This is a genomic window from Streptomyces sp. NPDC102258 (assembly GCF_055584685.1).
Genome location: NZ_JBVJLO010000016.1, coordinates 132,803 through 158,853, shown reverse-complemented (window position 1 = coordinate 158,853; position 26,051 = coordinate 132,803). Strand labels below are relative to the sequence as shown.

Genomic DNA, 26,051 nt, shown 5'->3' with positions numbered 1-26,051 from the left:
CTGCGGGCAGGGGCAAGTCCGGGGGCAAACTGGGGTCATGACCACTGGGGAGTTGATCCGGGAGCTGCGGACGGCGCACGGTTGGTCCCAGGCACGCCTGGCGGACGAGATCAACACCGTCAACGGGACGTCGTTGACGCGGGAGTACGTGGCGCGGTGGGAGCGCGGCAAAGTGGCGCCGAGGGGCTTCTATCTCGCGGCGCTGTCGCGGGTGCTGGATGTGCCCTTAGCCGTTCTGGAGGACCCGATGCTGCGACGTACCTTCCTGACCGACGCGGCCGGTACCGCCATAGCGCCCGTGGTCGCCTCCGACTTGTTGGCGCGGGGGTTCGCCGCCCGCCTGGCCGGCAGCCCCGACGTCGAGGAGTGGGAGGCAAAGCTCGACCGCGTACGGGAGCGACTACATGTCCATGGGCAGCGCCGACATCCAGCGCCGCGTCGCGGGGGGAACTGGTGGTCATCCAGCAACAGCTCGACCAGCCACGCCTGTGGGCGGCCGCCAGCCGGCTGATACCCCTGTAAGCCAAGACGTTCCCCGGCTCCGACGGGGCGGCCGCCGTGCGCTGCTACCGCATGGCCGCCGCCGACGAATCCGGCGACACCGACAGCCGCGTGGGGGTACGCGGACGGGCCGCCATCGCCCTCGGGTACGAAGGCGCCTCCCTCGGAGTCGCGGACGTCCTCGCGGACCAGGCCCTCACCCTCAGCGGCGAGTCGCGGCCCTCACTCGGCCTGCTCAACGCCGTCTACGGCAAAGCCCACGCCGCCGCCCTCCGCGGCGACCACCACACCGCCCGCACCCTCGACACCCAGGGACAGCGGCTCTTCGACAAGGTGGAGTCGTACGAGCAGACCTCCGACTACGCCGTCCCCTGGTGGCGGCTCAACGTCTTCCGCTCCCTGCTCCTGGCCCGCCTCGGCGACGAACGCTCCGCGACCGACGCCCAGGACCAGGCGCTGGCCGCGCTCCCCACCAGCCTGCCGCGCTTCGCCACCCACCTCGAACTCCACCGCGGCCTCATGCTCGCCCGGTCCGGCGACAAGACGGGCGGCATCGCCCACGCCACCACCGCGATGAACGCCCTGCCCCCGGAAAAGCACAGCCTCACCCTGCGCATGCTCGTAGGCGAGATCACGGTCTGAGCGGGACCCCGCCGCCCACTTTCGCGGCGGCGGAACCCCACCCGGGCCGGGCCGTCGCCACTACGGATCAGACGGCCACCCCCGCACGACTGCGCACCAGGTCCTCGCAGCGGATCTGGCCGCCGGGGTGCCACTCCAACACCGGTGCGGCAGCCGTCCCGTGCTCCGCGCACCGCACCAGGCCCCCGCAGTCATGCCGCACGCACCCGCACTCCACACCAGGGCAGTGTGGGGCACGCCGTGGCGGATGACGCCGTCACCGGCATGGTGGGCGCCGCCCCGTAGTCCGGCCGGCCAGGACAGGGCGACGTACGCCCACCCGCGCCCGGGCTGGTCCCGCTCCACCAGGCGCACGTCGCCCACCACGGCGAGCGGCTCCGGCCCGGGCACGGGCATGAGCAGCTTCTTCACGGTCAGCCCCGACGCCGCCGCGCTCCGCTCCGCCAGCACGGTGGCGTCGTCTTCCGCGATCCAGCCGGACAGACGGTCCGTTCCCTCGGGTTCGTCGGCCAGGACCAGGTGCGGGTCGGCCACACGGAGCGTCGGCAGGCGCCCACCCGACCCGTACACCGACAGGCCCGCCATCGGCACCACGGCGGGCATGGTCAGCTTGCCGTGCGCCAGCAGCCAGGCCACCACCGCCTGCCGGTCGAACAGCGGCCTGGTGTCCGTACCGCCCACCGGTCGGGGAAGCCGGGCAGGCGACGGCGCCAGACCACCAGCGCGGCCCGTGCCACACCTGCTATCCGCGCGGCCGTCCCCAGGAACACCCTGTCCTCACCCGGCCGCCGGCCGCACCCGCTCCAACAAGGCGACGTCGAACGCCGAGTAGAGCGGGACGTCGACCACGCCCCCGGCGGACCGCCCGTAGTCGACGGTGGCCGTCCCGACCGGGGACACCCACCCCAGCCGCACGACGTGATCCCAGTCGATTTTACCGACTGCTCGATCGACCGGGACGTCCGCTACCTGCGCTGATGCGTCACGTATGTGTCAGCGATGGGAGAGTTGAGCGACACCAGTTCCGATCGCGTAGTTGCGGGGCCCGTGCGCCGAGGGTCTCGAAGGCCGCCGGCGGACCCAACGCCAGCGCCCGGAACTGCACCTCGTCGGCGCCGGTGGTGAGCGTGGCGTGTGCACGATCGACGTGGGTGAGAGCAGTGGGGCGTTGGCAGTCCTGGCCCCGCGATGGACGCGAAAACGCGTTGGCTGACTGCCGCCGAGGTGCGAAGATACGGCTGTTTCCCATGCGGAGGGCCGTTGTTCGTTTTCGTTTGTGCAAGGTGCGATGCCGAGCTGACCGTCCCGTTGTCCCAGGTCTCCCTTCCGGCCCACGCCCGTCAGAGCTACGGGAACGGGGTCCAGCTTCCGGTGCTCATGGAGTCGGGGACGTTCGCCGTGGACCCGGACCCCTGGGGACGACCGTGGCGGATGTGGGACGAGATCGATCCGGGCGAGGCGGAGGCACGCGGCATCTACGCGCCGGTCTACGCCCTGTCCGACAGCGCGCCCGACGCGGCCGTCATCGCGCCCGGTGATATCCGCGGAACCCGGCTGATCCCCGAGAAGCGCGGCGGTGCCTGCTGTGGCCTCGACGGGGCCGACGGCCCCAACTTGGCCTGCGTGGCATGCGGCCTGCCTGTGGCGACCAGGATCGACGACTGCTCGCTCTGGCAGGCAGTGCGGCTCAGCTCAGACGCCGTGTACCGCGTCCCCCTAGACGGCGTGGACGCTGCGCCGCGCTCCTGGGAGGAACTGACCGAGAACGGGGAGAGCACGCCCCCGTTCGAGCCAATTGCCACGTGGGGCGGACGGCTCGGGTCGAGCCACTACTGGTCATGGAGTCCGCAATGGGAGGCGGCAGCTGGCCAGGCGCTCGCCCACCTACTGGTCGCCTCCGAAGGGCAACCGGTGAAGGTCCCAGGCGGCCTGACCGGGGACGTTTTCCAACGCACGCTCGACGCCCTGCTGCCCGCGGGCCCGCCGAAGCGGCGCGCCGTCCTGGCTGGACCGGGACGGCCCGCTCCCGACGCAGGCGTCGACATCCTCCTGGTGCCAATCCATCCGCAGACGGGTCAGACCTGGACCCCGCCCGGCCCGGTTCCATCGGCATACCCGGTGCCGCTGCCACTGGGGGTGTGGCTGTGGTTGGTATCCCCGCAGCCGAACTTGCCGGTTCCTGCGTCGGGCGGCATACCCCATGACGTCCTCCGCGACGACCCGCTTCCGCCGCGACCCAATTACCTGTTCCGGGCCGACAGGGGAACGTTCCAGCACGCCCTGGTCCGGCTACCAGCCGTTCGCAGCCCGTGGCTGCGCGAGATCCTTGCGAACCTCACGCAGTACACGTCCACCGGCCCTTTCTAGCGCCATCGTCCGCCGGTCAGTGGGGCCTCTGGTCGGGCAGGAGAGCTTCGAGGAGCTCGGCTTCGAGGTCGGCGATTCGCTTGTCGGCGAACCGTAGGTTGGAGCGGGCGCCCTCGAGGCGTTCCTGCAGGGTGCGGTGCTCACGGGTGAGATGGTGGACGCGGTGCTTGAGGGTGGTGTTCTCGGTGACGAGTACCTGCACGGACTCGCCGGGGACCACCTGGTCGAAGTCCCGTAGCTGTCCCATGGATTCGCCGATCTGCTGCCGCTGGGTGAGCACCTCCTTCTGGACGCCGGTGAGTTCAGCCTCGGCGTTGAGGGCGCGTTCGCGCCAGGTGGCTTCGATGTGGTCGTGCTGTTGCTGGGTCTGGCGGTCGTGGCGGCTTCGGCTGTCGGTGGCCGCCTGCTGGACGAGCGCGCGGGCGTCGGTGTTCTCGTAGAGGAACGTGGCAGAGACGTCTGCCCGCTGGGCGACGGCCCGGACGGTCAGGCGGCTGCGTTCGCGTCGGAGCTGGCCGATCGCGGTCTTGACCTGTTCGAGCTTCTGCTCGGTCTGTCGACGGCGTGCGGCGATGACCGCGGCAGTGGATTCCGGTCTCATGCGGCCTCGTCCTCTGTTTCGTGCCGGGCGAGTTCCTGGGCTCGGAAGGCGGTACTCCAGACCCGGCCCGAAGTAGTCCTGCGGCCGGCGCAGGTCGAGCGTGAGGGCCTCGTCCAGCAGGCCGAGGGCCTCCAGGGCCTTCTCCAGGCCGGTGATTGCGCGGGCGGTCGGCTCGAACACCTCGTGCAGGAAATCGGCGGTCGCGCCGTCGGGTGCGCGCTCGGCCAGCGTGCGCCACTGCTCGCGCTTGCGGTGCCAGTAGACGAGATCGGCGCCGGACAGGACGAACTTGTCGCAGTTGTGGCAGTCCATTTTCCAGGGGCAGGTGTCGCCGTTGACGACGGGCTGGAACGTGCAGAACCCGCCCTCGGCTGGCGTGGACCGGCGGGTGAGGTCAATGGCCAGCGCTTCGGCCTCCTCCCGGCTCATCGGCTCGCCGCTGGAGAGCAGGACGCCAGGCTCGACCGAGCCTGGCCCGGAGACCCAGACCGCGTTCAGCGCGTCGTTGAGCCGCGGGTCGGTGTTGGCCAGGTGGGTGTAGTGCTCGGCCATACGCTCGGAGACTGCCCCAGGTAGCGCTTGATGTGGGAGAGGTTCGCCCCGTTGCGCAGGAGGTTGGTGGCCAGGGTGTGCCTGACCTGGTGCGGGACGCAGTGCGCAATGTCGAGCGTGTCGACCCGCAAACGCTGCTGCTGAAAGTGAACGAAGCCACCCGGTAATGCGGCATGCTCCTCGTCGGTGAACGAACCTTCGTCGAGAACAGCGGTCGGGCTGCCGCCCCGGCCCTGCCGCTGACGCGCGTCGATGACCACTATCTCGGGCATGGCACCGGGGCGGTCGTCAGCAGCATCGTCAGGTCCAGCGCGGGCGCGCTGTGCGTCAACGCGCCGACCGAGATGAGGTCGACTCCCGTCTCGGCGATGGCGCGGACGCTGTCCAGACGGACGGTGCCCGAGGCTTCCAGCAGGATCCGAGAGGTGTCGGCACGCTCGGCCCGGATTTTCACGACCATTTCGATGTCGGCCACCGGCATGTTGTCGAGCATGATCCAGCGGGCCCCGGCATCGAGGGCCTCAACGGCCTGCGCCACGGTCTGCACCTCGACATCGGTCTCCACCTTCTGCCCGGTGCGCGCCATCCCGCGCCGGACCGCGTCGATCGCGGTGGTCACGCCGCCTGCCGCGGCGATGTGGTTCTCCTTGAGCAGCACCATCGCCGCGAGGTTGAGCCGGTGGTTGCGGCCGCCGCCGACGGTGACCGCGTACTTGTCCAGGGCGCGCAGGCCCGGCGCCGTCTTGCGGGTGTCCAGGATGCGCGCCTCGGACCCCGCCACAGCCTGGACGTAGCGGTCGGTGAGCGTCGCGATGCCGCACATGCGCTGCAGGAAGTTCAGCGCCGTACGCTCCCCGGTGATCAGGCTGCGCGCCGAGCCGGACAGGCGCACCAGGACATCGTCGCCGGTCAGCCGGGCGCCGTCGGGGACGAGCGCTTCCACTGTGACCTCGGGGTCGACCTGGGCGAAGACCTCGGCGACCACGGGAAGACCGCCGGCGATGCCGCATTGCCGGGCGCGGATCTCGGCCACGGCCGCCATGCCTTCGGGAACGCTCCACGCGGTGCTGATGTCCTGACCCGACTCATCCTCGGCCAGGGCAGCGGCGACGGCGGTTCGCGCCGCCTGTGAGGGGAACTCTGTCATGGTCCGTGGTTTCCAGTTCTGTGGTTACGGGCCGAAAATCCGAGGTGTCCCGCGCGTGGACCGCTGTCAGAACCGGTTGCGCTGGCACCCTCGGCAGCAGTGGGCGGGGCGCTTGGCAGCCCACCGCTGCGACCACTCGGTGACCGAACGCAGGGCCTCGCGGGCGTCGTGGCCGAGCGGGGTGAGGCTGTAGCTGCCGTTGCACAGCACCTCGGCGAGTCGAGCCTCTTGGAGCTGTGAGCCTTCAGTGAAGATCCGACTGGACCTCGGTCAGTCGATGCCTTCGACGATGCGGAAGTCGCGCTCGACGCCGTCGGAGAGGGCGACCAGCGCCTCCTGGTAGGCCGCACTCTCGCGCGCCGCGACGGCCTGCTCGAAGCTGTCGAACTCGATCAGGACGGTGCGCTCGGCAATTCCGGCGTCATACGCCACGACCCGACCACCACGGGTGAGGACCCGACCGCCTCCGGCCCTGACGGCCGGAGGGGCCAGCTTGTTGTAAGCAGCCAGCTTCTCAGGGTCGGAAATGGTGCGGTAGACGCTGACCCAGTAGCCCTTGGGCATGGAACCTCCAGTGTCGGGATGAGTGCATGTGACGTAGATCAGTGTGCCGAGATCGGCTCGGTGCCGGGTTCAAGGGGCAGGCGGAGCGCCCTGACGGCGAACGAGATGGCGTGGTACCAACCGCAGATCAAGACCAGATCGAGTGCGGCATCTTCATCGGCGACAGCGACCAGGTTCGCCCAGGTGTCGTCGGAGAGGTCAAAGGTCGCATGGAGTTCGTCGACCGCTTCGAGCACGGCACGATCGGTGGTGTGCCAGCAGTCGTCCGTCGGCCTTCCCTTCGCGAGGGACGCGAGCTGCGCCGCGTCGAGTCCCACCTTCTCGGCGAAGCCCGCGACGTGCACAGCCCACTCGTAGTCGGCGCCACACAGCGCGGTGGTCCGGTCGATGGCCAGCTCGCGCTGGCGCGGAGTGAGAGCGGAGCGCCGAGAGAAGTAGTAGCTTCCCCAGCCCGCGATGGAGCGGGCGAGCCCGGGCCGGCGGGCCCACACTCGGAACAGCTGGATGGGGGGATGCCCGAGGAGCTCAAGGGCCTCGCTGGCTCCCTCGCCATAGGGCGGCGAGAGCGGCTCGATGCGAGGCTGCTTCGATTTCAGAGGCATAGCGGGACGTTAACATTGACGCTTCGGAAAGGGAAGCAAATGACACGACCAACACCACTCCCAGGCCGCCGGGTCCGCGGCTCGCACACGGGGCGCCCGATCATGGCGCTCCTGGACCTCTTGGGCCGACGCTGGGCGCTGCGAGTCCTGTGGGAGCTACGGGACGACTCATGTCCGACCTTCCGCCAGCTCCAGCAACGATGTGGCGGCGTCTCATCAAGCGTCCTGGCAGACAGGCTTCGCGAGCTCGGACAGGCCGACCTCGTCGAGCACGCCGGCGAGGGGTACCTGCTCACTGAACAGGGCAGGACCCTTCAAGAATCTCTCGCCCCGCTCGATGCTTGGGCCTCCGGTTGGCGGCCCAAGGCGGCGGACTGACGGCCGTGACGGCAGGACGGGCTCAGTCTCTCCAGTGGTCACAGAGTGTCGCGACTCCATGTTCATCGGGACCGGTGCCAGCCTTGCTGCCGAGGCTCCCCACACCGCCTATGCGCGCGCTCTTACTTCTGCGCAAGACCCGCGAGGCCGCTGGGCGCTCCCGCGAGCAGCAGGCCGAGCTGATCGGCGAAGCCCGTGGTGAGGTTTTCGACCTGGAGAACCTGAAGCGGTGGGAGACCGGCCGCCGTCTGCCTACGCCGGTCTGATACCCGGCGCTGAGCGCGGCGTACGGGATCGCGGTGGACGAGCTCCGCCGGGCGGTGGCAGCCTCACGGAAGTGGCGACGCGAGCAGGGAGAGGAGAGCCCGGACGTGAAACGGCGACGGTTCATGGGAGTGACGGGAGCGGCGGCGGGGATGGTCGCCCTGCCCGGCATCGCGCAGGCTCGCGAGGGCATCGACCGCGGCCTCGCTCATGGCGGCAACGCTGGTGACCTCGCCTACCTGCACGCCGCGTTCGAACGCCACCGCGGCGGCTACAACGGCCGTTCGCCCGAGACCGTCCTCACCGAGATGCATGCCGACCTCGACCTCCTCGCGCAGGTCCTCAAGCGTTCGCACCCGGCGAGCGAGCGGGCGGATCTGGCGCGGACGGCCGCCGGTATCACCGGGCTCGTGGCCATCGTCCAGCACGACCGGGGCGACCAGACCGACGCGTTCAGGTGGTTCGCGACCGCCGAACGCGCAGCTCGGGAGGCCGGAGACCGGCGCATGACCGCGTGGGTGCTGGCCCGGCAGGCCATGGTGCCGCTCAACTACGGCGCCCCCGAGGCGGCAGCCAGGATCGCCCGGCAGGCCCGCCGCGAAGCCGGGCGGACCGCGACCGGCGCCGGCGCACTCGCGGCCGCGGTCACCGCGCGGGCCCTGGCGGCCGCCGGGGACAGAGCCGGAGCCCGGGCTGCCGTCGCCAATGTCGACACCCTCGTCGAACGCCTCGACGGGGCCGAGCGCGCCGATACCTGGTTCGGATACCCGGAGCAGAAGCACCGCGTCCACCTGTCGCAGGCGTACACGCTCCTGGGCGACACCCGCGCCGCCCACACCCAGCAGGAACACGCCCTGGAACTGACCGACTCCCCGTCCGTGATGACGCGAGCGCTCATCGCGGTCGACACCGCGGCATGCCTACGTGCGGACGGCGACCAGGCCGAAGCTGCCACCGTGGCCGTCGGCGTGTGGGAACGGCTCCCCGCCGCCTACCGTGAGGGCCTGATCAGGTCCCGGGCCGAAGCCCTGCACCGACAGCTCACCGGCCGCGCCCGAGACCTCCTCGGAGAGGCCCTGCTCGCATCGTGACGGAATCCTGCCCGCACCCGTCAGCCCTCCTCGTGACTCCAGGATGTGGTCTAGTACTGCAACGGTGTTTGCTGTAATGGTTTGTTGGCTTCTGGTGTGTGTGGCCGCGTCGTTTGTAGTGGCTGATGCGGGCTTGGATTGTCGTCGCCGTCGCCGGTGTGACCAGTGCAGGACATGGTCGATGGGTGCCGGGCGGCGGTGGGTGAGGCGGTGGATCACTCCTGCTGCGGTCCCGAAATTGCCCGCACCTGTGCCGTACGTGATACCGGCAGCGCGCTTCAGTCCCGCCAGGCCGTCCCCACGGCTTCGCTGAGGGTTGAGCGCTTCTGCCAGGGAACCAGCAGTATCAGGCGGTCGACCACGTGTCCCAGCCAGTCGGGGTCACCGAGGCGGTGCGCCTGGTCCGCGGCCACGACCTGCGACAGCATTTCCTCCAGGAGCACGGTGTCGAAGAGGCGGTAGGCACGTGTGTGCCGGGTGAAGGTCAGCTTGCGGTCCTCGTAGGGGTGGCGGAGTGTCATGTCGATATGTCCACCACCACGTCCGTTGAAGGGGCCGGGGAGGTTGCCGAGCATGCCGAGCAGTGAGTACTGCCCGTGATTCGGCTGCCCTCGCCCGATGTACACCCTGACCCCGAGCATGATCCTCGACCACGGGATCGACTCGCCGTCCCCGCCGCGGCCCCGTCGGTGCAGTCCCTCGGTACGGAACTCGATGCAGGATCCGCCGGGCCGATGGCCATCGCCCAGGACCCATACACCGTCGACGAGTTCGAGGGGCCCGAGGGCCGTGCGCGGGTTCACCATGCGTTCATTTGAGCACATGGCCCCCGCGGACGGACCGCCGACCGGTACCGACGGCAGCGGAACGACACCCACCGCGGCGCACCACAAGGGTCGGCGGCATGAGTGCCGCCGACCCTTGCGGTGCTTGCGCGTCGTGACCTGCTAGAAGAGGGACAGCAGGCTGGTGACGGGTGAGACGAGGTCGTGCCCGAATTGAGTGATCTTCGTGGCGACCTTTCCGCCGCCGACAGCACCGATCCACTTGGACTGGCCGAAGGTGAGGACACCCAGGGCGGTGCTCGCGAGGGAGGACTTGAACTGGCTGCTCGTCCACCCGTAGCCGATGCCGGTGAACAGCGTACTGAGCCCGGAGAAGGCCATCGAGGTGTATCCGAAGCCGGTGGCCAGGGCCTCGACGAACGGGACCGCGGGCGGGAAGAACAAGCCGATGCCCAGCCCGGCCAGGCCGGTGAAGGCCGAGGCGAAGCCGAACATGATGCTGAGGGCGTTCGAGGCGTCCGCCATCCACCGCGCGTCCTCCTTCCACCAGGGAAGGCCGCCCTTGACGCTGTCGTTCTCGGGTTTGTCGCACGGGTTCAGCCCGGCGTCCTTGGCCGCCTTCGCTTCCTCGGCGGCCTTCTTCGCCGCAGCGGCGACTTCGGCCGCCCGCTTGTCCAGGGCGATCTGGTGGGCCTGGCTCGCAGCGGTCGCAGCGGTCTTCGCGTCCTGGCCGGCCTGGACCGCGGAGGAGTGGGCGGAGGCGGCGGATGCCTGGGCGGCGTTGGCGGAGGCGACCGCGTTGAAAGCGGCGTCCACCGCACGGTTGGCCGAGTAGTTCGCCGAACGCGCGGCGGTCCGGGCGGTGGCAGCCGCCTGCTTCGCCCTGTCGGCCGACGCCTGTGCGGACGCGGCCGACTTCTCGGCGTTGCTCGCGAGGGTGTCCGCCTCCCGCGCGGAGGTGGCGGCGTTCGAGGCCGACTGGGTGGCCTTGTTCGCCCACTCCAGTGCCTCGTTCGCGGCGTTGCGGGCCTTGGCGGCTGCCTCCTGGGCGCGGGCGGCGTCCTCCTGCGCCTTGTGGGCGATCTTCGCGGCCGCGGCGATCGCTCCCTGCATCGCGGTGATGTGGGTGGCCGAGTCGTAGTCGAGCTGCGCGGTCTTGTGCTGCACCGAGGCGATGAAGTTGCGGCGCATCCATGCGGGGCCCTCCATCGCCGCCTGCGCATGGGACTTGGTGTACGGGCCCCCCGTGCTGAGGAGGGTCGCGGTGGCGACGGTGTCGTCCTCACGCTGCGCCGCCTCATACGTGCTGCCGAGGAATTCGGACAGGGCCTGGGGGGTACCGGCGTCGAGTGCGTCATTCGCCGCCTTCGTCACCGCGCGGCCGGGGTTGTTGGCCAGGACGCGGTTGACGGCGACGCGGTTGTCCATCGCGGCGGCCTGGACCACACCGGTGACGAGGAAGTCCGTCGCGGCATCCGGGGCGCTGCTCGCCAGCGCTGCGGTCGCGGCGGAGGCGATGTCCGGGGCGCAAGTCTTGGCGAGGTAGAGACTGGTCTCCCGGTCGTCCTGCCGCTGCGCGATCCGGCGGTCCGTGTCGAGCCAGACGTGCACGTCCGAGTCCGTGCCCGCCAGCGCGAACCGCGCCGCCTCCTGCGACCAGGACCCCTTGGACGCCATCAGGGCGATGGCCGCCTTGCGCCCGAGGGAGGCCGCACCCCCCAGGTCACCCGTCTTGAGGGCCGACTCGGCCTGGGCCACGAAGTCCTTGGTGACCTGCTCGGCCTGCTCGGCCTGGGTACGCCGTTTGGCGTACTCGGCCTTCTCCTGCACTTCTACCTGCGCCAGCAGGCGGGTCTCCTCGATCGCCTGCTTCATGTCCTGGTCCAGCCGCTGCCACTCGGCCTCCCGCGCGCTCTTCTCCACCGCGACCGCCTGGATGACGGCGTCGGTGGCGGTGTTCGCGGCCTTCGTGGCTTCGTTGGCGAACTCGGTGGACTTCTTCGCGTACTCCACCGCCTGGCCGGCGTACTGGACGGCCCAGTCGGCAGCGGCCGCCGACTTCTCGGCGTGGTCGGCCGCGCTGTTCGCGGCATCGCGTGCGGTCCGCGCGGCGGTCGCCGCGGCGTTGGCCAGCACCTGTGCGGTGCCGGCGGCGTTGGTGGCGATCTGGGCGTTCGCGCCGGCGATCTGCGCCTGTCGCTTGGCCTCCGCGGCCTCGGTCTGGGCCGCACCCGCGGCGCTGGCCGCGGCGGCCGAAGCGTTCGCGGCGGCCGAGGCGTTGCGTGCTGCCGAAGCGGCGGCGTCCCCGGCCCCCGCGGCCTGGGACGCCGCGCCGGCGGCGAAGTCGGCGGCCGTGGCGGCACTGCGCGCCTGGGCCGCGGCCGTACGCGCGGCGACGGCCGCGTCCTTGCAGGCGGCTGCCTGAGAAGCGTCCTTGGAAGCGGCGATGGCGGCGCCGTACGCCCGGGCGGCGGCTGAGCCCGCGCTGGCCGCGGCCTGACTGGCGGCAGCGGCCGCGTAGGCGGCCCGGCGCGAGGCCTGAACAGCGGCATTGGAAGCGCTCATGGCGACGCGAGCCGAGTCGGCCGCACCCTTCGCCGCCTCGCCCGCGTTACGGGCCGCCTTACCGGCCTTGGCCACGTCGTTCTGTGCGGCCTGCGCCTCGGCCGCGGCGTTCTCCGCCGCTTCCTTGGCCTTCGACGCCGCCTCCACGGCCCGGGCACCGGCTTCCACGGCCTGCTTCGTCATCGCGTCGGCCTTCTTGCCTTCGCGCTGGACGACCGCCACGAGCTCCTGGATCTTCGAAGCCTCCTGGTCGCGGGCCCGGGCGATGAACTGGCCGGTCTCAAGGAACCATTCGACGTCGCCAGCGGTGCCGGAGAGCGCCCGGGAGGCGTACTTCTGCACCTCCGGACCTGCCTGCACCATCAGCTTTGAGGTCTCGACGCGCATGTCCTCCTCGCGAGCCGTGTACTGCCCGTCGGTGAGGAACGCCTCCAGCGCGGCCTGGGAGCCGTCGTTCATGGCGGCGTTGCCGACGCGGTTCACGGCCTTGCCGCCACCGGCCATCACCGTGGCGGTGGCAACCCGCAGGTCTTCGGCGATGGCTCCCTTGAAGCCACCCGCCAGGTAGGCGGCAATGGCGGAGTCGCCGCCGTTGATCGCGGCCACGGCCTCGCGCCGACTGCCCTTCCCGCCCCGCACCAGGGACGTGATGATCGCGACCCGGTTGTCCATGGCCGTGTCCGAGGGCAGTTTCACCGCCAGGAAGTTCTGTACCTCCGCGTCAGACCCGGTCAGTGCCGCCGCGGCTGACGCACGGACGGCTTTGCCGCCCAGCAGCCACGCCTTGACGACCTTGGCCCGGTCGGTGTCCGGCAGCAGGAAGGGGTCACCGTTGTCGTCCGCCGGCGGCACGGCGGCCCAGGCGGCCGCCGGGTTGAGCACGAGGCTTGAGGTGGCGATGGCAGCCGTGGTGGCCGCGACGGCGCCGAGGATGCGCCGCCTGCTCCAATACATGGTGTCCAAAACGTTCCTTAAGGATCAGTGCCTGGTCGGCAGCGCGCGTGACGGCATCGCCAGACAGCGAGTTGTTTTGGCTGCACCCGTGTCCCTCGGCCCGTAGGGGAATCGAGGGTGACGCGATGGGCGCGCACCATCGACCCTATGCGCCCATGAACGGGTTGAACACCCGTCACCATAAAAGAGAATGCGCTTCGCGGCCCTCACCAAAACCTGGAATGAAACCTTCCGCGGACAAGGTGTGGAAGTCAATATTCCGAAACAGCAAAATGGGCGGGTAAACGTGGCGCACGTCTCACGGGGCAGGTTGCCGGTTTGTCCTGGTTTGTTGTCAATATATCGATGGACGGGCACCGAGGCAGGTGTTTCTATACGGAGGACCTTGAGGGGCTACCCACTTCTCCGCCGCCATCCCCCTTTCCCTTACGGGAGGTTATGGAAAACTGGGCGCGCAGTTACGATCTTGCTGGGAGCGGGGGATTCCAGGGGTGATGCGCTCGCGGCCGAGCGCATCACCCATTGGTCATGCCTTCGCCTCCCGCATTGGCGCACGTTCCCTGTACTTACTCATGGAATCGACGACTAGGAAAACGATGAAGGTAAGCAAGGCAATTCTACGATCCGTTGGCGCGGCCCTGTGCGCGGGCGCCCTGGCATGGGTCACGTTCGCGAGCGGAGTGACGGGTGGGACGACCGTTGCCGCAAGTGGTGCCGGAATGAAGGCGGTTGCCGAAGAAGGTCCCGGTTACGCCGTCGAGGACTTCGGGTACCCGAACGCCGACAAGATCCTCGCGGAACAGCACATCACGCTGAAGCGCGGTGACGGCCATATCCTTCTCGCTGATTGCGCGAGCGCGAACGACCTCCTCGAGGTCTGGTCCCGTACGAACGACAGGATCTGCTTCCGCATCACGGGCGACCAGGGCTATCTGACGCTGGAAATTCCTTCTGTCTTCAGCATCAAGGGAAACTCGTACGCCACCAAGGTGGACATGTCCGTGGGCGCGGAGTCGAAGTCGTTCGACGTGAACAAGGGAACCTGGACTCCGGTCGGCGAGAGTGCGGACGAGCAGGGGCGTGACTTCATGCTCATGGAAATCAGGTCCACCAAGTAGCAAGCGCAGGATCGGTGACGTCCGTTCGCGAAGTCGCCGACTCCGGGTCCCGCGAGGTGAATGCGGTATGGACTACGGGAATCTTCCCCGCTACGAGTTCGAGGATTCCCAGGGATCCGCATCTCCCGCCGTCCGGTGACGAGCGATCGACGGGGGAAGCCCGGGCGAGTCAGCTGCTGCGTAAGGTGCTCACGGCCGAACTGCGGCTCGCGGAAGCACCGTTTATCGATTCCTGCGCACTTGACCAACAGAAGGAAGATGCATGTCTGCACTCCGTCCGCGCTCGGCACGGATGGCCGGTCTCCTGGTGTCCGCCACGGCGGTTTCGGCCGGTCTGGTCCCGGTCGCTCCCGCCCTCGCGATGACAGGCCCCGAGGCCGTCGCCGGCCAGCTCGCGAGCGTCGCCAGGCTGAACATCGGCGACGAAGCCAACTCCCGTGCCTGCACCGCGACCCTGATCGACCAGTGGTGGATCGCCACGGCCGCCAGCTGCTTCGCCACCACGCCCGGTGCGCAGGTCCCCGCCGGAAAGCCGGCCCTGAAGAGCACCGCCACCCTCAGCAGCGGCCAGGCGGTGGACGTCGTCGATCTGCTGCCCCGCACGGACCGCGACCTTGTCCTGGCCCGCCTCGCCGGCCCGGCCACCGGCATCGCCGGCATCAAGCGGGGCGGTGCGGCCCCGGCCGCCGGCGCCGAGATCACCTCGGCCGGGTTCGGCCGTACGAAGACCGAGTGGGTGCCCGACAAGCCGCACACCGGCTCCTTCACCGTCGACTCCGCCGCCGCCACCACGCTGGCCATCACCGGCAAGGGCACCGACGCCCTCTGCAAGGGCGACACCGGCGGGCCGCTCCTGAACGCGGCCGGCGAGCTGATCGGCGTCAACAGCCGCTCATGGCAAGGAGGCTGCCTCGGAACAGCCGGTACGGAGACCCGCACCGGCGCGGTCTCCGTGCGGACGGACGATCTGAACGAGTGGGTGCAGCAGGCCAGGGCCCTGACGCCGGGCTGGAAGACCGAGTCTCTCCTGCAAGCGGGCACCGACCTCTACCAGGGCATCCGGCTGGCCGACGGGTCCTGGACCGGTTTCACCGACGTCCAGTCCAAGGCCGGGAACATCGGCGGCGTGCGCACGGCCGCCGTCGCCGGGATCAATGGCGATACCCACGTGGTGGCGCTGGGCACGGACGGACGCCTGTGGCACACGATCCGCAAGGCCAACGGCAGTTGGGGCGCGTTCGGTGATCTCGGCGGCGAGGCCGGCGTCCTCAGCGGCATCACCCAGGTTTCCACCGTCTCGATCGGCAGCGACCTGCACGTCGTCGTGGTCGCGGGCGGCAAGGTGTTTCACACCGTGCGCAATGCCGCAGGGAACTGGACGGCCTTCGGTGACGTCGCCGCGGCCACGGGCCCCATCGGTGCCGTCACCTCCGTCGCCACCGCTAGTTCCGGGGGCGAGCTCCACGTCGTCGCCGTCAGCGGCGGCAAGGCCTTCCACACCGTCCGCCGGACCACCGGTCACTGGACCGTATGGGGAGACGTCGCGCAGGCCGCCGGTGCCACCGGGCCCGTCAGTTCGGTGAGCATGGCCGGTACGGGCGGGGACACCCACGTCGTCATCGCCACCGACAACGGTACCCGTCAATACCACTCCGTCCGGTACGCCAACGGCACCTGGGCGCCCTTCGGTGACCTCAAGTCCAGCCTCGGCACCCTCACGGTGAAGTCCCTCGGCGCCGGCACGGTCGACGGGGAACTCCAGGTCGCCGTCACCACCAGCGACAACCGGATCCTGCACATCGTCCGTCACACCGACCGCACTTGGTCCGCGGGCACATGGGTCAGCACCAAGGGCGCTACCGGGGCTCTCGGCTCCATCTCGCTCGCCGGCACCCTCTGACACACACCCGGTTCCGGCCTCCGCGGCGCCGCAGGGTGCCGCGGAGACCCGCATCCGCTCGCGCGGTGTGCCCCCGGTGAAGCGGGGCGGCCGGGCCGCGTCGGCAGGCGGCCACGGGTCCGGGCGACGAAAAGGTACGCGCACCACGCACCGGAGGCCCGCACGTCATGGCCGACCGGGTTCCGCTCCTTCTCCTACCAAAAGGATCATCATGTCCGTACATGGTTCACGCACCGCGTGGGCTGCCACCCTGGTCGCTACGACGGTAGGAGTCGGGCTCCTCACCACCGGTCACGCCACGGCACTCGCCGGCCCCGACGCCCCCGCTGCCGGCTACGGCTTCGCCGCGAAGCTCACCATCGGTGACAAGGCCGCCTGCTCCGGCGCGCTGGTCGACGCCCAATGGGTGATCACCGCCGCCTCGTGCTTCCGTGACGGCACTACGCCGCTCCCGGCCGGCAAGCCGGCCGTGAAGACGACCGTGACCGTGGGCCGCACCGATCTCACGCAGTCCACGGGCGCCGTGGTCGAGGCGGTCGAGCTGGTGCCGCACGCGGACCGGGACCTGGTGATGGTGAAGCTCGCCTGGCGACTCGTCGGAGTGGATCCGGTCAAGGTCGCCACCACGGCCCCGGTGGCCGGGGAGCAGCTCACGTCGCTGGGGTTCGGCCGGACCAAGACGGAATGGGTACCGGACAGGGCGCACACGGGTGCCTTCACGGTGGCTTCCCTGAACGCGGGCACCGTCGGCTTGGACGCGTCCGACGGCACCGCGGTGGTGTGCAAGGGCGACACCGGCGGTCCGGCCCTGCGGCAGAAGGGCGGCGCCCTCGAACTGGCGGCCGTCAACTCCCGTTCGTGGCAGGGCGGATGTCTCGGCACGGATGCGACCGAGACCCGTACCGGTGCGATCGACGTACGCCTGGACGACGTGGCGGGCTGGATCGATCAGGTCCGCAGGACGACGCCGGAGGTGCGGCTCGCGTCGCTGGTGCCCAGGGTCACCGGCGTGCTGACGACCGGCGATTTCAACCGGGACGGGCGCACTGATGTCGCTGCCGTGACCGACGACGGAAACCTGCACACCTTCGCGGGCCGGCCCGACGGCACCTTCGAGTACGGCCGTTCCCTGTGGACGGGCGACGGCAGTTGGGGTGGCGCTAGGAAGATCATCGGCGGTGACTTCAACGGCGACGGCATCACCGACATCGCCGCCGTCTGGAGCGGCGGCGCGCTGCGCCTGTACACGGGACGGCCCGACGGCAGTCTCGCCGCGGGCAAGGCGATGTGGCCGGACGGCACCAACTGGGACGCCATGCGCCAGCTGGAACGGTACCGGGCACCGGGCTCCGGCCGCGACGGGCTCCTCGCCGTCTGGGGTACCGGTGACGCCAAGGGGTCCCTGTACGCCTACCCCACCACCGCCGAGGGCGTGCTGAACGGCGGCGAGAGCCGCAAGATGTGGGCGGACACCTCCTGGCTGAACATCCAGAAGATCACCGCCGGTGACTTCAACGGCGACGGCCGCGACGACGTCGTCGCCATCGCCTCCGACGGCGCCCTGCGCCGCTACAACGGCAACATCTCCGGCGGCCTCGACGCCGGCGTCTCCATCTGGCCCGACACGTCGTGGAACAACATGCCGATCCTGCTGTCCGGCGACTTCAACGGTGACGGCAAGGCCGACCTCGGCGGCCTGTGGAACAACCAGCAGCGCTTCAACTTCTACAAGGGCAACGGCCAGGGCGTCCTGGCGAGCGGCACCAATGCCTGGCCCTCTCCCGTTCCCGTGCCCGCCAGCGGCCGGATCCGCAACGTGAACAGCGGCAAGTGCCTGGAAATCGCCAACTCCAGTAAGGACAACGGGGCCCTCGCCCAGCAGTGGACCTGCGGCTCGCAGGGCGGCGCGCAGTGGGAGTACCGGCCGACGGCCACCGCGGGCGTCTACCAGATCGTCAACGTGAACAGCGGCAAGTGCCTGGAGATCACCAACTCCAGCAAGGACAACGGTGCCCGTGCGCAGCAGTACACCTGCTACGACATCCCCACCATGCAGTGGACGATCACGCAGGCGGGCAACACCGTCAGCCTGAACATCAGCAACGTCAACAGCGGCAAGACCCTGGAGATCAGCAACTCCAGCAAGGACAACGGCGCACCCGCCCAGCAGTGGGGACACGCCGCCGACCCCGCCTACCCGGGTCAGAGCTGGTACCTGTAACCGGAAAATTCCCCCGGCACACCGAAGCCGGTCGGCCGTCGTCGCACCGAGAATGAACCGAGGATACGAAAGTCGCTCCTCGATCCGGTCGCTACCGCCCGCGTAATGGAGCGGCAGCGCGGCAACGGCGCCCAGGGCGACGGCCGCGTGGCCATCCTGAGCGAGCACGAGCGCAAGATTCTTGATCTGATCGGCGAAGGACTGACCAACCGCGCCATCGGTGAACGCCTGAATCTCGCGGAGAAGGCGGTCAAAAACTACGTCTCCAGCCTGCTCTCCAAAATCGGTATGGAACGTCGCTCCCAGGCTGCCGCCTATGCCGCCGGCGGGCAGGCTCGGCCACGCGGACCATCGGCAGGCGCCCACCCAACCCGTACACGAACAGGCTCGCCATCGGTACCACGGCGGGCACGGTCAGCTTGCCGTGCGCCAGCAGCCAGGCCGCCACCGCCCGCCGGTCGAACAGCGGCCTCGCGTCCGTGCCTCCGGCCGGGTTGGGGAAGCCGGGCAGGCGACGGCGCCATACCACGACCGCGGCCCGGCCCACCCCGCCATCCGGGCGGCCGTCCCCAGAAACACCCGGTCCTCACCCGGTGCGGCCGAGGTGAGGGCGGCGAGGGGGGAGCGGCGGCCCGGGGGTGTGCGCCGCACCTGCCGCCAGTCCACCTCCGGCCGCACCCGCTCCAGCAGGGCGACGTCGAGCGCCGAGTAGAGCGGGACGTCGACCATGCCCCCGGCGGCGCGCCCGTAGTCGACGGTGGCTACCGACCGGCGAGCTCATCGGGACGCGCTTAACCTGGGGCGATGCGTCGCGGTCGTGTCAGGGATGGCCCGCTTCCTTCTCGGATGTCGGGCCGCAGGTAGGCACCGTGGCCTCGCGGCCGCCGGGCGTCACGGCATGCCCCTACCGTGACGCCCGGCTGCGCACTGCGGACGGGCTACGTCATCAACTCGATGTGCGGATGCTCGGGCTCCGCCGGACAGACGAACAGGTGCTGCCGGTAGCCGCTGCCTATCTGGACACCGGTCGCGTTGTAGCCGCGGTGGCCGGGGTATGGTCCAGCACCTGGGTGGGGGTGCGGAGACCAGCTGTTCCCGGCATCGTCCCCTTCCTCGAACGTCGCGACGGTCATCAGGACCTCCATGCCGGTGCCGCACTCGGAGCAGGACTGCGAGCTGGGGTCGGTAGAGTTCCAAGCGGGCCAGCCGCCAACCTTCCAGCCAGGTGCGTTGGACAGCACACAGTCGTAGTACGTGTCCGGGTCCATGTCTTCCTCTGCTGCCTGCGGCACACTCCACTGCTTGAGCTGCCCCCGCAGTTCTTCGCTCAGCTCCAGATGGTCGGGGTACTCGGTGATCTACTCCGGTTCGAGCACGCACGGTTCCGGTAGATAGCCGTCGAACTGCACTGCGGGCGGCTCGGGGGGCGTGTCGAGGATGTCGGTGACGGCGGCTGCCGAACGCCAGAAGAGCCGGGTCTTGGGCATGATCGGATGATCGAAGGGGCACCATAGAACCTGCAGCAGGTCCTTGCCCTCCGGCGGGCTCAGATCGGGCACATCCCTTACGTACAGCTGCGCGACAGGCAGCATCGCTATGGGACCGTCGTATGCCCTGGACCGCCAGCCTCACCGGATACGTACGAGGGGGGCGGATCCGCTCGAGAGTCTCCCGTTCCTCCGGAGTCGGCTCCCGGCCGTGCGAGGCGGCGAAGATCCGTCGTTCCAGCCGCAGATCCGCCGGGGACTGGGCTGGGTTGATGCCATCCACCACATGCGGTTCCTCACAGTGCGGCCACGGCTCCTCAGCCGGCCACAGCAGCGGCCCGCCGATCGAGCTGTCGTGCCACGTCGGCTTCCCAGGGCGGGGGTGCAGGCGGGTCGCCGTGCGGGCCAGCGGAACCAGTTGGAGAAAAACCGCAGCAACGTCGATCGGCCGTGGCGGAGTGACAGGAGTGACATTCATGGCCGCAACCTTGCCAATCGCCTCTGACAACGGCCCTTGTGGCCGCCCCACGAAGAGTTCCGGTACGGGCGTCACCCGGGAGAGCGCTACCGCCGGTCTGTTGCCGGCAGATGGCCCGCGAGCAGGTCCACGATCGCCACATGGATGTCTGTCGACGCCCGCGGTTCGTCGCCATATACCACGGCGCATGCGGGTCCTGGTCTCTGACGAACCGCTGCGCTGCCGGTCGAGAGTCCTGCGGGTACGGGCTTGGCGAGCCGGCCATGCGAAAGGGCCGGTGGTTGGTCCACCGGCCCCTTAGTGATGCCAGGTCAGTCCGGTGTCACCCGACCCGCAGCAGCTCGCGCACGTCCTGCCAGTCACGGTCGATTGCCGCCACCCGTTCGTCTCGCCATGGGGAGAGGGGCACCGCACGGTGATTGCGGAGTTCCCGTACGAGCAGCATGGCCCGGTTCAGGGTGAAGGCGGCTCGGACGGACGGGGGGCCGGCGGCCACCAGTTCCTCGATCTGTGGACGGGCTTCCGGAGTGGCGGCCAGGACGATCCATAGAACCGCCAGGTCGTGTCCCGGGAGGTAGTGTCCCGCGTGCTCCCAGTCGATCACGGTGACCTGTCCGTCGGGTGTGACTACGAAGTTGGTCGGCAGGGGGTCTCCGTGGCCCGGCACGAGAACGGGGCCGGCCCGGTGGAACAGGTCGGCCAGGGTTTGGTGTTCCTGCGGGGTGATCAGGCCCTGCTGGTGGTCCCGGTCCAGACGTGCGGGGTAGTCGAGGGTGCGTGTGAACACCCTTGCGGGAGGACTCCATCGACCGAGCTCGGTCATGGCCGTCAGCATGACCGTGACGTGTGCCGGGTCCAGTGCTCGTGGTGGGAACCGGTCGCGGCCCGGGACCGGGCAATGGCCGCGGACGTGTTCGACGACCAGCATGTGATGCCGGTCGTCGGCGGCGATGAGGGCCGGTACCCGCACTGGCGGGGGCGTCGCGGCGAAGGTCCGGTAGGCGTCGATCTCCGTGCCGAACTTCTCGGCCCACAGTGGTTCCGGGGTGGTCAGCAGTTTCGCGACAGCCGGTCCGTCATCGCAGTACCCCGCGATGAGCAGGGACTTCTCGGTTCGGGAGAGGAATGCCTTGGGGCGGAAGTCCGGCCGTAGGTGGATGACCGGTGCGGCGGCGGCGGTGAGTTCGTCGGGCACGGGGCTCCTTTCTGTTCTCTGCGCGGAGCAGCCGCGTGTTCTGGGCTGGTTCCGCGTGCGCAGCGGGGCAGGTTTCCCGGTGCGTTCATGAGAACGCACCGGCCGTGCCGTTTGGTGCCCGTACCTCCTGCTGGACCGGGCAGGAGGCCGAGGCCCTGAGCCGGCCGCCCCTTCGGTATTGACGACAGGTCAGGGGGCGCGGACAACCGTGATGGCCGTGGAGGCCACGGTCCGGGCCCGTCGCCGGGCGGGCCAGCTCGCCGCGATCGATGGAACCCGCGTACGCGGCGGGTGGACGGTGGACTGGCAGCGTCACTACGCCTACTTCGGCGCTTTTGTACCCCCCCCCCGGCACGCCAGAATCCCTGAACCGCTTGGCTCCGGTGATGCCGGCAGGAGCGGCGCAGCCCAGGATGGATCCGTTCCGGAGTAGCGGGCCCATGGCGTAGGGTGGTCTTACCGACGCGGGGTGGAGCAGCTCGGTAGCTCGCTGGGCTCATAACCCAGAGGTCGCAGGTTCAAATCCTGTCCCCGCTACCAACGAACAGCCCCCTTCAACTTGATGGTCGAGGGGGCTGTTCGCATTCAAGGGCCGCCGGTGGCTACGCGGCCGGGACGCCGGTGGTCAGCGGGCGGCCTACGGCGCGCTTGCAGGCGTAGCGGCTGGACACCGAGGCCCCGGCTACGGGCCCGGCCTTCACCTTTACTGCCGCCGCACGCCACTGCGGTCGCTGGCCAGCCACGATTTCCGCCCTCGAATGAGGAATCCGCCGGGACGACGACCTCGCCCACGCTTACCGAGACTGGCTCCGAGTCGCCTGAGAGTTCATGGAACGTCCGGCATGTCAGGCCACGGACGACCGTCAAGGGAAGCCCCCGACGGCCGGCCCGCACGCACGAAGTCGCCGTACTCGTCCTGGACGACGTTCTCGTTGACCCACCGACCCCGCTCAGCTCCAGTGCGATCCTCGGCAGCGATCAGCGCGGCCAGCGGGCCCTCGGCCACGCCCAGGAGCCGGCCGAACTCACCGGCCTCGTCATCAGGATCGAACGGCGGGAACCCGCCCAGGTCCAGGAAGCTCCCACTGCCGGCGTCCTCGACCGTGTGGAGATAGACCTCATAGGACGACTTCGACGGACGAACCTCTACATAACGCACGCCAGGGCGCTCGGCCGAGCCGCACGGCCCAAGGAACTGCTCGACCGAACGACCCCGCCGCAAGGACCCAAGGATGAACAACTCTGCCAAGTACCGCACCCGGCCACCATACGACGCACAGCCGACCTCAAGAGCTTGACGACCAATAGGAGCATCAACCGAGCCGGCCTGCGTCCGCCGACCTGTCGCTCGGCGGCCGCCATCATCATCTCGTACGTCCGCTGTGCGCGGGCCACGTGCCGGCCTGTGAGGTGTCAACAGGGGTGTCGCGGTCCCGGCCGGGGCTGGTTCAGCCGCCCGTCGGGCTCCCGGCGCCGTCATGGCGCACGGTGCCGAGCGGAATGCAGTTGCCCGGGAGCCCGTCGCGCACTCCTTCGCACAGCTGGGCCCGGGACAGGTCGGCCTTCTCCGGTACCAGTTGCCAGGCACGAATCCAGTACGGGGTGTCCGCCTTCAAGTCGCCGAACTGCTTGTACACGCCGGCGCTTTAGTCGCGGGCGTGCATCTGCTCCGCGGTGAAGTACTGGCCCCCGTCGTCCATGCCGCCGCAGCTGATCTTGGGCTCGGTCTTCTGGGCCGCCTCGCAGCCGTCGTACCGGACCACCCAGTAGGCCTGCGGGTGCGGCGCCTTCAGTGGGCGCCCCGGTGCACCGGTGACCTTCAGCAGGAGCTGGATGTGCGTCAGGCCGCGCGGGGCCGGGGACTGGGGTGCGTCGGGGCTGAGCAGACTGTCCACGATCTGCACCGAATGCGGATACGGCCCCGACTTCACCGACAGCACCGGCCCCCGGGCCGCGAACCAGTCGGCTGCCGGCGCGGACGGCCGGCCCGCTGTGGGGGACACGGCAGGCGTGGCCCCGGCATCAGAGGCCGGCCTGCCCTCTTGCGCTGAGCCTCCGCAGGCGGCCAGGAAACCCCCGCAGGCCACAGCCAAACCACCCCGCACCCAGCGGACAAGCCGTATACGCCCAGCGTTCTCCATCAGCCACCCCCCACAACGAGGGCGCCCTCCCGGCCATCCCTCCCGATCTTGAAACCAAACACTAGCGAAGGCCACCCTCACCCAGGCCCTCAACCCGACCCACGGACGAACAGCCGCCGCGGGCCCGCCCGGCTCCACCCACCCCGCCCTCGGAATGAGCGGCCTCCACCTGAGAACCGCGACATTGCGGTCTACCCAGACCGCCCTTGCACAGAACCGACAACATGGAATGATCACGAGATGACCGCGACAAGCAGGGCGGACAGCCGCTCCCAGACTGAGCTGGTCGTCAACGAGATCGCCCAGGAGGCCCGTACCCTGGACGACGGGGTGGCCTGGTTCTCCGAGCTCTCCCTGGCAGCCCGGCGGGAGGTACTGCAGCAGGTCGGCGGCTACGCAATGCAGGCACACATCACAGCCGCGGACGGCCGCGCCGGCGTGGCCCGCTCCGGAGTGAAACCCACCGCCACCCCCTCAGTGATGATCTGCATGGACCCACCCCGTCATGGTTTCTCAGGCCTTCCGGCCGACGAACACGTCAAAGCGTTCCGCGTCCTCGTCTCCGTGTTCGCCGTCGCCGATACCCGCCGCCGACAGACGTACTGCAAGAACGCCTGCGGACACCCATGGCACAACCTGCGCTCACCAAGTAAATCCGCACAGCTGTAACGACCACCCCCAGTTCCACCCATACGACCGACCGGGAGTCAGCAACCGTCGTACGGAACACGGTCATCCGCTGACAGCCAACCGCTGCCACCACACACTCGTTCACTCCCGCGACCACTTCGAGATCGAGCTCATCGCCTCAGAACTGATGTGGCCGCCAGCCAGTCGGTCCGGTCCGGTCACACGGCGGCCCTGTCAAGGACCGTGAGCATGTCGGCGGCGGGTAAGGCCGGATGGGTGGCAGCAGCGGCGCTCGTGGCGGCGTCGGCAAGCAGTTGCCGGAGGCGAGGCAGCGGCATTCTCGGGTCTGCGGCCGCTTGGCTCCGGGTCTGCGGATCGCGGCTCAGGGCGTCCAGTCGGGGCTCGTCGAGATCCGGGTCAGGAAGGCCAGGCGGCGGCGGACGGGATCGGGGTCCTGGTAGAGGCGGGCGGCGAGGTGCGCCTTGGGGAAGTTCGGGTGCCGGACGAGGAGGCTCGCTGCACGGTGGGTGCTGTTGCCGGGTCTGTGCGGTCCACCTGGCCTACTCCGACTTCACATAGCCAGTATCTGAACTCCCCTGCCGGTGTTCCAGCTCGTCGACGGGCACGCCCAACGCAGCTTGTCTGCTCTCTCGCGGAGCCAGCAGGCGCGGATACCGGCTTACTGCTCGTCGTAGCCCCGCTAGCATCGGCTCCGGGCCGGTGAACCCCCGCGCAGCGGTCGGCGGTTCGGCAGACGTGCCGGCGCCCGACGAGCTGTGACGTTCCCCATCGACGACGACGGTGCGATGGATTTGTTCGGCCTCGTGCAACACCGGTGTCCTCACCCCCGCCCAGCCATCGCGTGCGCTGGAGGGTAAAGGGTTCGGGGTCGGCCGCGCCGGCCTTCTGTCGTTGACCATTCCCGCCGAGCCCACCACGCCCTAAACTGCGACCGCTCCAGAACCTGGCGATCATCAGGAAGGCGCACACGATGAACCGAGCACTGATCAGCGCATTCGCGGCCGTGACGTTAGTCGTGTCCGGGGGAAGTGCCGCCACCGCTTCCGACGGCGCTCCGCCACGCACCACGCATGGCCCTTGCCACTACACACAGACCCCGGACGAGCCGCCCGCGCGCCCTGTTCCACTGCCGCCCGACCCCCGGCGCACCCCCAGCCGGGGCACGGTTGACATGGCTGTTCCGACCAGCCAGGGCCCGCTCCCGCTGCGTTTGGACCAGGCCAAAGCGCCGTGCACGGTCCAGAGTTTCCTGCACCTGGCACGGCATGGGTTCTACGACCGGACGGTGTGCCACCGTCTGACGGCGTATCCGACGCTGAAGGTCCTGCAGTGCGGCGACCCAACCGGTACCGGCGAGGGAGGGCCCGGTTACAAGTACAAGGATGAGCTGCCGGTGGATCTGCCACCCGCACCGACCGATCCAACCGGCGCGCGCCGCCTGTACGGGCGCGGCCTGCTGGCAATGGCCAACGCCGGTCCGGACACGAACGGCTCACAGTTCTTCGTCGTTTACGGCGACTCCGCACTGCGACCGAACTACACGGTGTTCGGCACGGTCGGCCCCACGGGCCTGGCAACACTGGACAAGACCGCCGCCGGAGGAATCGAGCCGACCCCGGAGAACCCTGCCCCGGTCGACGGCACACCCGTGCTGCGAACCGAGCTGCTCCGCGTCCGGCCGTCCTTCCCGCACTGACTCCCCGCGACGGCCGAAGCCGCGGCCGCGCAGCCTGCCGACTTCGTCCCCGCCGCTACGGTGGCCGCTGTCGGGGGTGTTCCGCTCTGTCCAGCCAGCGTCATCCCCGCTTTGCGCAGCCGGTCGAGGCGGGCGGGCGGCATGCCAGCAC

At 69.6% G+C, this 26,051-nt stretch carries 27 protein-coding genes, 1 tRNA gene and 1 pseudogene; 13 read left to right on the top strand and 16 right to left on the bottom strand.

The window, feature by feature from the left end; translation table 11 throughout:
* Positions 1–37: 37 nt before the first annotated feature.
* Complete coding sequence (locus ACZ6ZT_RS25285; protein WP_469722184.1) at positions 38–511, top strand: helix-turn-helix domain-containing protein; 474 nt, start codon at positions 38–40, stop codon at positions 509–511.
* A 47-nt stretch (positions 512–558) separates the two neighbouring features.
* Entirely contained in the window at positions 559–1,143 is a 585-nt protein-coding gene (locus tag ACZ6ZT_RS25280; protein WP_469722183.1) for a hypothetical protein, read from the top strand.
* Between the two features lie 60 nt (positions 1,144–1,203).
* Here the strand turns inward: ACZ6ZT_RS25280 and ACZ6ZT_RS25275 are convergent, their stop codons facing one another.
* Both ACZ6ZT_RS25275 and ACZ6ZT_RS25270 read right to left on the bottom strand, forming a co-directional pair.
* Positions 1,204–1,824, bottom strand: coding sequence for a hypothetical protein (locus ACZ6ZT_RS25275; protein WP_469722182.1), 621 nt, complete (start codon positions 1,822–1,824; stop codon positions 1,204–1,206).
* A gap of 96 nt (positions 1,825–1,920) precedes the next feature.
* Positions 1,921–2,058 (bottom strand): hypothetical protein, encoded by a 138-nt coding sequence (locus tag ACZ6ZT_RS25270; protein WP_469722181.1) that lies wholly within the window; start codon positions 2,056–2,058, stop codon positions 1,921–1,923.
* 345 nt (positions 2,059–2,403) lie between these two features.
* Here ACZ6ZT_RS25270 and ACZ6ZT_RS25265 point away from each other — a divergent pair, with 345 nt between their 5' ends.
* Complete coding sequence (locus ACZ6ZT_RS25265) at positions 2,404–3,510, top strand: hypothetical protein (protein ID WP_469722180.1); 1,107 nt, start codon at positions 2,404–2,406, stop codon at positions 3,508–3,510.
* A gap of 16 nt (positions 3,511–3,526) precedes the next feature.
* On the opposite strand, the gene ACZ6ZT_RS25260 is transcribed toward ACZ6ZT_RS25265, so the two are convergent.
* From ACZ6ZT_RS25260 to ACZ6ZT_RS25235, 6 genes are all read right to left on the bottom strand, one after another.
* On the bottom strand, positions 3,527–4,663 hold the full coding sequence (locus ACZ6ZT_RS25260) for a DUF6262 family protein (RefSeq protein WP_469722179.1): 1,137 nt from the start codon (positions 4,661–4,663) through the stop codon (positions 3,527–3,529).
* A complete protein-coding gene (locus ACZ6ZT_RS25255) occupies positions 4,606–4,935 on the bottom strand; it encodes a tyrosine-type recombinase/integrase (RefSeq protein WP_469722178.1) in 330 nt (109 codons plus the stop codon). Before ACZ6ZT_RS25255 ends, ACZ6ZT_RS25260 begins: the two co-directional genes overlap by 58 nt.
* Entirely contained in the window at positions 4,923–5,810 is an 888-nt protein-coding gene (gene nadC, locus ACZ6ZT_RS25250) for a carboxylating nicotinate-nucleotide diphosphorylase (RefSeq protein WP_469722176.1), read from the bottom strand. The genes ACZ6ZT_RS25255 and nadC overlap by 13 nt, the downstream gene beginning before the upstream one ends.
* A gap of 66 nt (positions 5,811–5,876) precedes the next feature.
* The gene (locus tag ACZ6ZT_RS25245) at positions 5,877–6,020 is read right to left on the bottom strand and encodes a hypothetical protein (protein WP_469722175.1); all 144 of its coding nucleotides are present in this window, start codon (positions 6,018–6,020) and stop codon (positions 5,877–5,879) included.
* A gap of 60 nt (positions 6,021–6,080) precedes the next feature.
* Positions 6,081–6,374 (bottom strand): DUF1330 domain-containing protein, encoded by a 294-nt coding sequence (locus ACZ6ZT_RS25240; RefSeq protein ID WP_469722174.1) that lies wholly within the window; start codon positions 6,372–6,374, stop codon positions 6,081–6,083.
* 38 nt (positions 6,375–6,412) lie between these two features.
* Positions 6,413–6,976, bottom strand: a complete 564-nt coding sequence (locus ACZ6ZT_RS25235; protein WP_469722173.1) for a carboxymuconolactone decarboxylase family protein — start codon at positions 6,974–6,976, stop codon at positions 6,413–6,415.
* Between ACZ6ZT_RS25235 and ACZ6ZT_RS25230 the strand changes: the two genes are divergently transcribed.
* The 3 genes from ACZ6ZT_RS25230 (at position 6,887) to ACZ6ZT_RS25220 (ending at position 8,709) form a co-directional block, all read left to right on the top strand.
* A complete protein-coding gene (locus ACZ6ZT_RS25230) occupies positions 6,887–7,354 on the top strand; it encodes a winged helix-turn-helix transcriptional regulator (protein ID WP_469722172.1) in 468 nt (155 codons plus the stop codon). The genes ACZ6ZT_RS25235 and ACZ6ZT_RS25230 overlap by 90 nt on opposite strands.
* 110 nt (positions 7,355–7,464) lie before the next feature.
* Positions 7,465–7,620, top strand: coding sequence for a hypothetical protein (locus ACZ6ZT_RS25225; protein WP_469722171.1), 156 nt, complete (start codon positions 7,465–7,467; stop codon positions 7,618–7,620).
* A 105-nt stretch (positions 7,621–7,725) separates the two neighbouring features.
* Positions 7,726–8,709: a transcriptional regulator gene (locus ACZ6ZT_RS25220; RefSeq protein ID WP_469722170.1), complete on the top strand. Its 984-nt coding sequence runs from the start codon at positions 7,726–7,728 to the stop codon at positions 8,707–8,709.
* 278 nt (positions 8,710–8,987) lie between these two features.
* On the opposite strand, the gene ACZ6ZT_RS25215 is transcribed toward ACZ6ZT_RS25220, so the two are convergent.
* Positions 8,988–9,515 (bottom strand): hypothetical protein, encoded by a 528-nt coding sequence (locus ACZ6ZT_RS25215; RefSeq protein ID WP_469722168.1) that lies wholly within the window; start codon positions 9,513–9,515, stop codon positions 8,988–8,990.
* A gap of 141 nt (positions 9,516–9,656) precedes the next feature.
* Positions 9,657–13,013 (bottom strand): ALF repeat-containing protein, encoded by a 3,357-nt coding sequence (locus ACZ6ZT_RS25210; protein WP_469722204.1) that lies wholly within the window; start codon positions 13,011–13,013, stop codon positions 9,657–9,659.
* Positions 13,014–13,609: 596 nt separating this feature from the next.
* On the opposite strand from ACZ6ZT_RS25210, the gene ACZ6ZT_RS25205 reads away from it, so the two are divergent.
* The 4 genes and pseudogenes from ACZ6ZT_RS25205 to ACZ6ZT_RS25190 form a co-directional block, all read left to right on the top strand.
* Positions 13,610–14,131 carry a hypothetical protein gene (locus ACZ6ZT_RS25205; RefSeq protein WP_469722167.1) on the top strand — a complete coding sequence of 174 codons (522 nt, stop codon included), beginning with the start codon at positions 13,610–13,612 and terminating at the stop codon, positions 14,129–14,131.
* Positions 14,132–14,393: 262 nt separating this feature from the next.
* Complete coding sequence (locus ACZ6ZT_RS25200) at positions 14,394–16,031, top strand: trypsin-like serine protease (protein WP_469722166.1); 1,638 nt, start codon at positions 14,394–14,396, stop codon at positions 16,029–16,031.
* A gap of 211 nt (positions 16,032–16,242) precedes the next feature.
* Positions 16,243–18,252, top strand: a complete 2,010-nt coding sequence (locus tag ACZ6ZT_RS25195; RefSeq protein ID WP_469722165.1) for an RICIN domain-containing protein — start codon at positions 16,243–16,245, stop codon at positions 18,250–18,252.
* 69 nt (positions 18,253–18,321) lie between these two features.
* Positions 18,322–18,597: pseudogene (locus ACZ6ZT_RS25190) on the top strand (response regulator transcription factor); the annotation flags it as partial.
* A gap of 593 nt (positions 18,598–19,190) precedes the next feature.
* Here ACZ6ZT_RS25190 and ACZ6ZT_RS25185 read toward each other — a convergent pair.
* From ACZ6ZT_RS25185 to ACZ6ZT_RS25175, 3 genes are all read right to left on the bottom strand, one after another.
* Entirely contained in the window at positions 19,191–19,544 is a 354-nt protein-coding gene (locus ACZ6ZT_RS25185; protein ID WP_469722164.1) for a hypothetical protein, read from the bottom strand.
* Between the two features lie 66 nt (positions 19,545–19,610).
* On the bottom strand, positions 19,611–19,739 hold the full coding sequence (locus ACZ6ZT_RS25180; RefSeq protein ID WP_469722163.1) for a hypothetical protein: 129 nt from the start codon (positions 19,737–19,739) through the stop codon (positions 19,611–19,613).
* Between the two features lie 800 nt (positions 19,740–20,539).
* A complete protein-coding gene (locus tag ACZ6ZT_RS25175) occupies positions 20,540–21,412 on the bottom strand; it encodes a phosphotransferase family protein (protein WP_469722162.1) in 873 nt (290 codons plus the stop codon).
* A gap of 463 nt (positions 21,413–21,875) precedes the next feature.
* Here ACZ6ZT_RS25175 and ACZ6ZT_RS25170 point away from each other — a divergent pair.
* Positions 21,876–21,952 (top strand) — tRNA-Met (locus ACZ6ZT_RS25170).
* A gap of 286 nt (positions 21,953–22,238) precedes the next feature.
* On the opposite strand, the gene ACZ6ZT_RS25165 is transcribed toward ACZ6ZT_RS25170, so the two are convergent.
* The 3 genes from ACZ6ZT_RS25165 to ACZ6ZT_RS25155 all read right to left on the bottom strand — a co-directional run bounded on the left by ACZ6ZT_RS25165 (position 22,239) and on the right by ACZ6ZT_RS25155 (position 23,415).
* A complete protein-coding gene (locus ACZ6ZT_RS25165) occupies positions 22,239–22,670 on the bottom strand; it encodes a hypothetical protein (protein WP_469722161.1) in 432 nt (143 codons plus the stop codon).
* 190 nt (positions 22,671–22,860) lie between these two features.
* The gene (locus ACZ6ZT_RS25160; protein WP_469722160.1) at positions 22,861–23,049 is read right to left on the bottom strand and encodes a hypothetical protein; all 189 of its coding nucleotides are present in this window, start codon (positions 23,047–23,049) and stop codon (positions 22,861–22,863) included.
* Positions 23,050–23,058: 9 nt separating this feature from the next.
* Positions 23,059–23,415 carry a hypothetical protein gene (locus tag ACZ6ZT_RS25155; protein ID WP_469722159.1) on the bottom strand — a complete coding sequence of 119 codons (357 nt, stop codon included), beginning with the start codon at positions 23,413–23,415 and terminating at the stop codon, positions 23,059–23,061.
* Positions 23,416–23,793: 378 nt separating this feature from the next.
* Here ACZ6ZT_RS25155 and ACZ6ZT_RS25150 point away from each other — a divergent pair, with 378 nt between their 5' ends.
* Positions 23,794–24,222 carry a DUF5958 family protein gene (locus tag ACZ6ZT_RS25150; protein WP_469722157.1) on the top strand — a complete coding sequence of 143 codons (429 nt, stop codon included), beginning with the start codon at positions 23,794–23,796 and terminating at the stop codon, positions 24,220–24,222.
* 1,153 nt (positions 24,223–25,375) lie between these two features.
* A complete protein-coding gene (locus ACZ6ZT_RS25145) occupies positions 25,376–25,900 on the top strand; it encodes a peptidylprolyl isomerase (protein ID WP_469722156.1) in 525 nt (174 codons plus the stop codon).
* Positions 25,901–26,051 lie beyond the last annotated feature (151 nt).

What these genes read in the sequence shown, in the direction of transcription:
- ACZ6ZT_RS25285 (WP_469722184.1), top strand. Translation starts at nt 38, where the DNA reads ATGACCACTGGGGAGTTGATCCGGGAGCTGCGGACGGCGCACGGTTGG.
- ACZ6ZT_RS25260 (WP_469722179.1), bottom strand. Translation starts at nt 4,663, where the DNA reads ATGGCCGAGCACTACACCCACCTGGCCAACACCGACCCGCGGCTCAAC.
- ACZ6ZT_RS25255 (WP_469722178.1), bottom strand. Translation starts at nt 4,935, where the DNA reads ATGCCCGAGATAGTGGTCATCGACGCGCGTCAGCGGCAGGGCCGGGGC.
- nadC (WP_469722176.1), bottom strand. Translation starts at nt 5,810, where the DNA reads ATGACAGAGTTCCCCTCACAGGCGGCGCGAACCGCCGTCGCCGCTGCC.
- ACZ6ZT_RS25240 (WP_469722174.1), bottom strand. Translation starts at nt 6,374, where the DNA reads ATGCCCAAGGGCTACTGGGTCAGCGTCTACCGCACCATTTCCGACCCT.
- ACZ6ZT_RS25230 (WP_469722172.1), top strand. Translation starts at nt 6,887, where the DNA reads ATGCCCGAGGAGCTCAAGGGCCTCGCTGGCTCCCTCGCCATAGGGCGG.
- ACZ6ZT_RS25235 (WP_469722173.1), bottom strand. Translation starts at nt 6,976, where the DNA reads ATGCCTCTGAAATCGAAGCAGCCTCGCATCGAGCCGCTCTCGCCGCCC.
- ACZ6ZT_RS25225 (WP_469722171.1), top strand. Translation starts at nt 7,465, where the DNA reads ATGCGCGCGCTCTTACTTCTGCGCAAGACCCGCGAGGCCGCTGGGCGC.
- ACZ6ZT_RS25215 (WP_469722168.1), bottom strand. Translation starts at nt 9,515, where the DNA reads ATGGTGAACCCGCGCACGGCCCTCGGGCCCCTCGAACTCGTCGACGGT.
- ACZ6ZT_RS25210 (WP_469722204.1), bottom strand. Translation starts at nt 13,013, where the DNA reads ATGTATTGGAGCAGGCGGCGCATCCTCGGCGCCGTCGCGGCCACCACG.
- ACZ6ZT_RS25205 (WP_469722167.1), top strand. Translation starts at nt 13,610, where the DNA reads ATGAAGGTAAGCAAGGCAATTCTACGATCCGTTGGCGCGGCCCTGTGC.
- ACZ6ZT_RS25200 (WP_469722166.1), top strand. Translation starts at nt 14,394, where the DNA reads ATGTCTGCACTCCGTCCGCGCTCGGCACGGATGGCCGGTCTCCTGGTG.
- ACZ6ZT_RS25195 (WP_469722165.1), top strand. Translation starts at nt 16,243, where the DNA reads ATGTCCGTACATGGTTCACGCACCGCGTGGGCTGCCACCCTGGTCGCT.
- ACZ6ZT_RS25180 (WP_469722163.1), bottom strand. Translation starts at nt 19,739, where the DNA reads ATGCCCAAGACCCGGCTCTTCTGGCGTTCGGCAGCCGCCGTCACCGAC.
- ACZ6ZT_RS25150 (WP_469722157.1), top strand. Translation starts at nt 23,794, where the DNA reads ATGACCGCGACAAGCAGGGCGGACAGCCGCTCCCAGACTGAGCTGGTC.
- ACZ6ZT_RS25145 (WP_469722156.1), top strand. Translation starts at nt 25,376, where the DNA reads ATGGCTGTTCCGACCAGCCAGGGCCCGCTCCCGCTGCGTTTGGACCAG.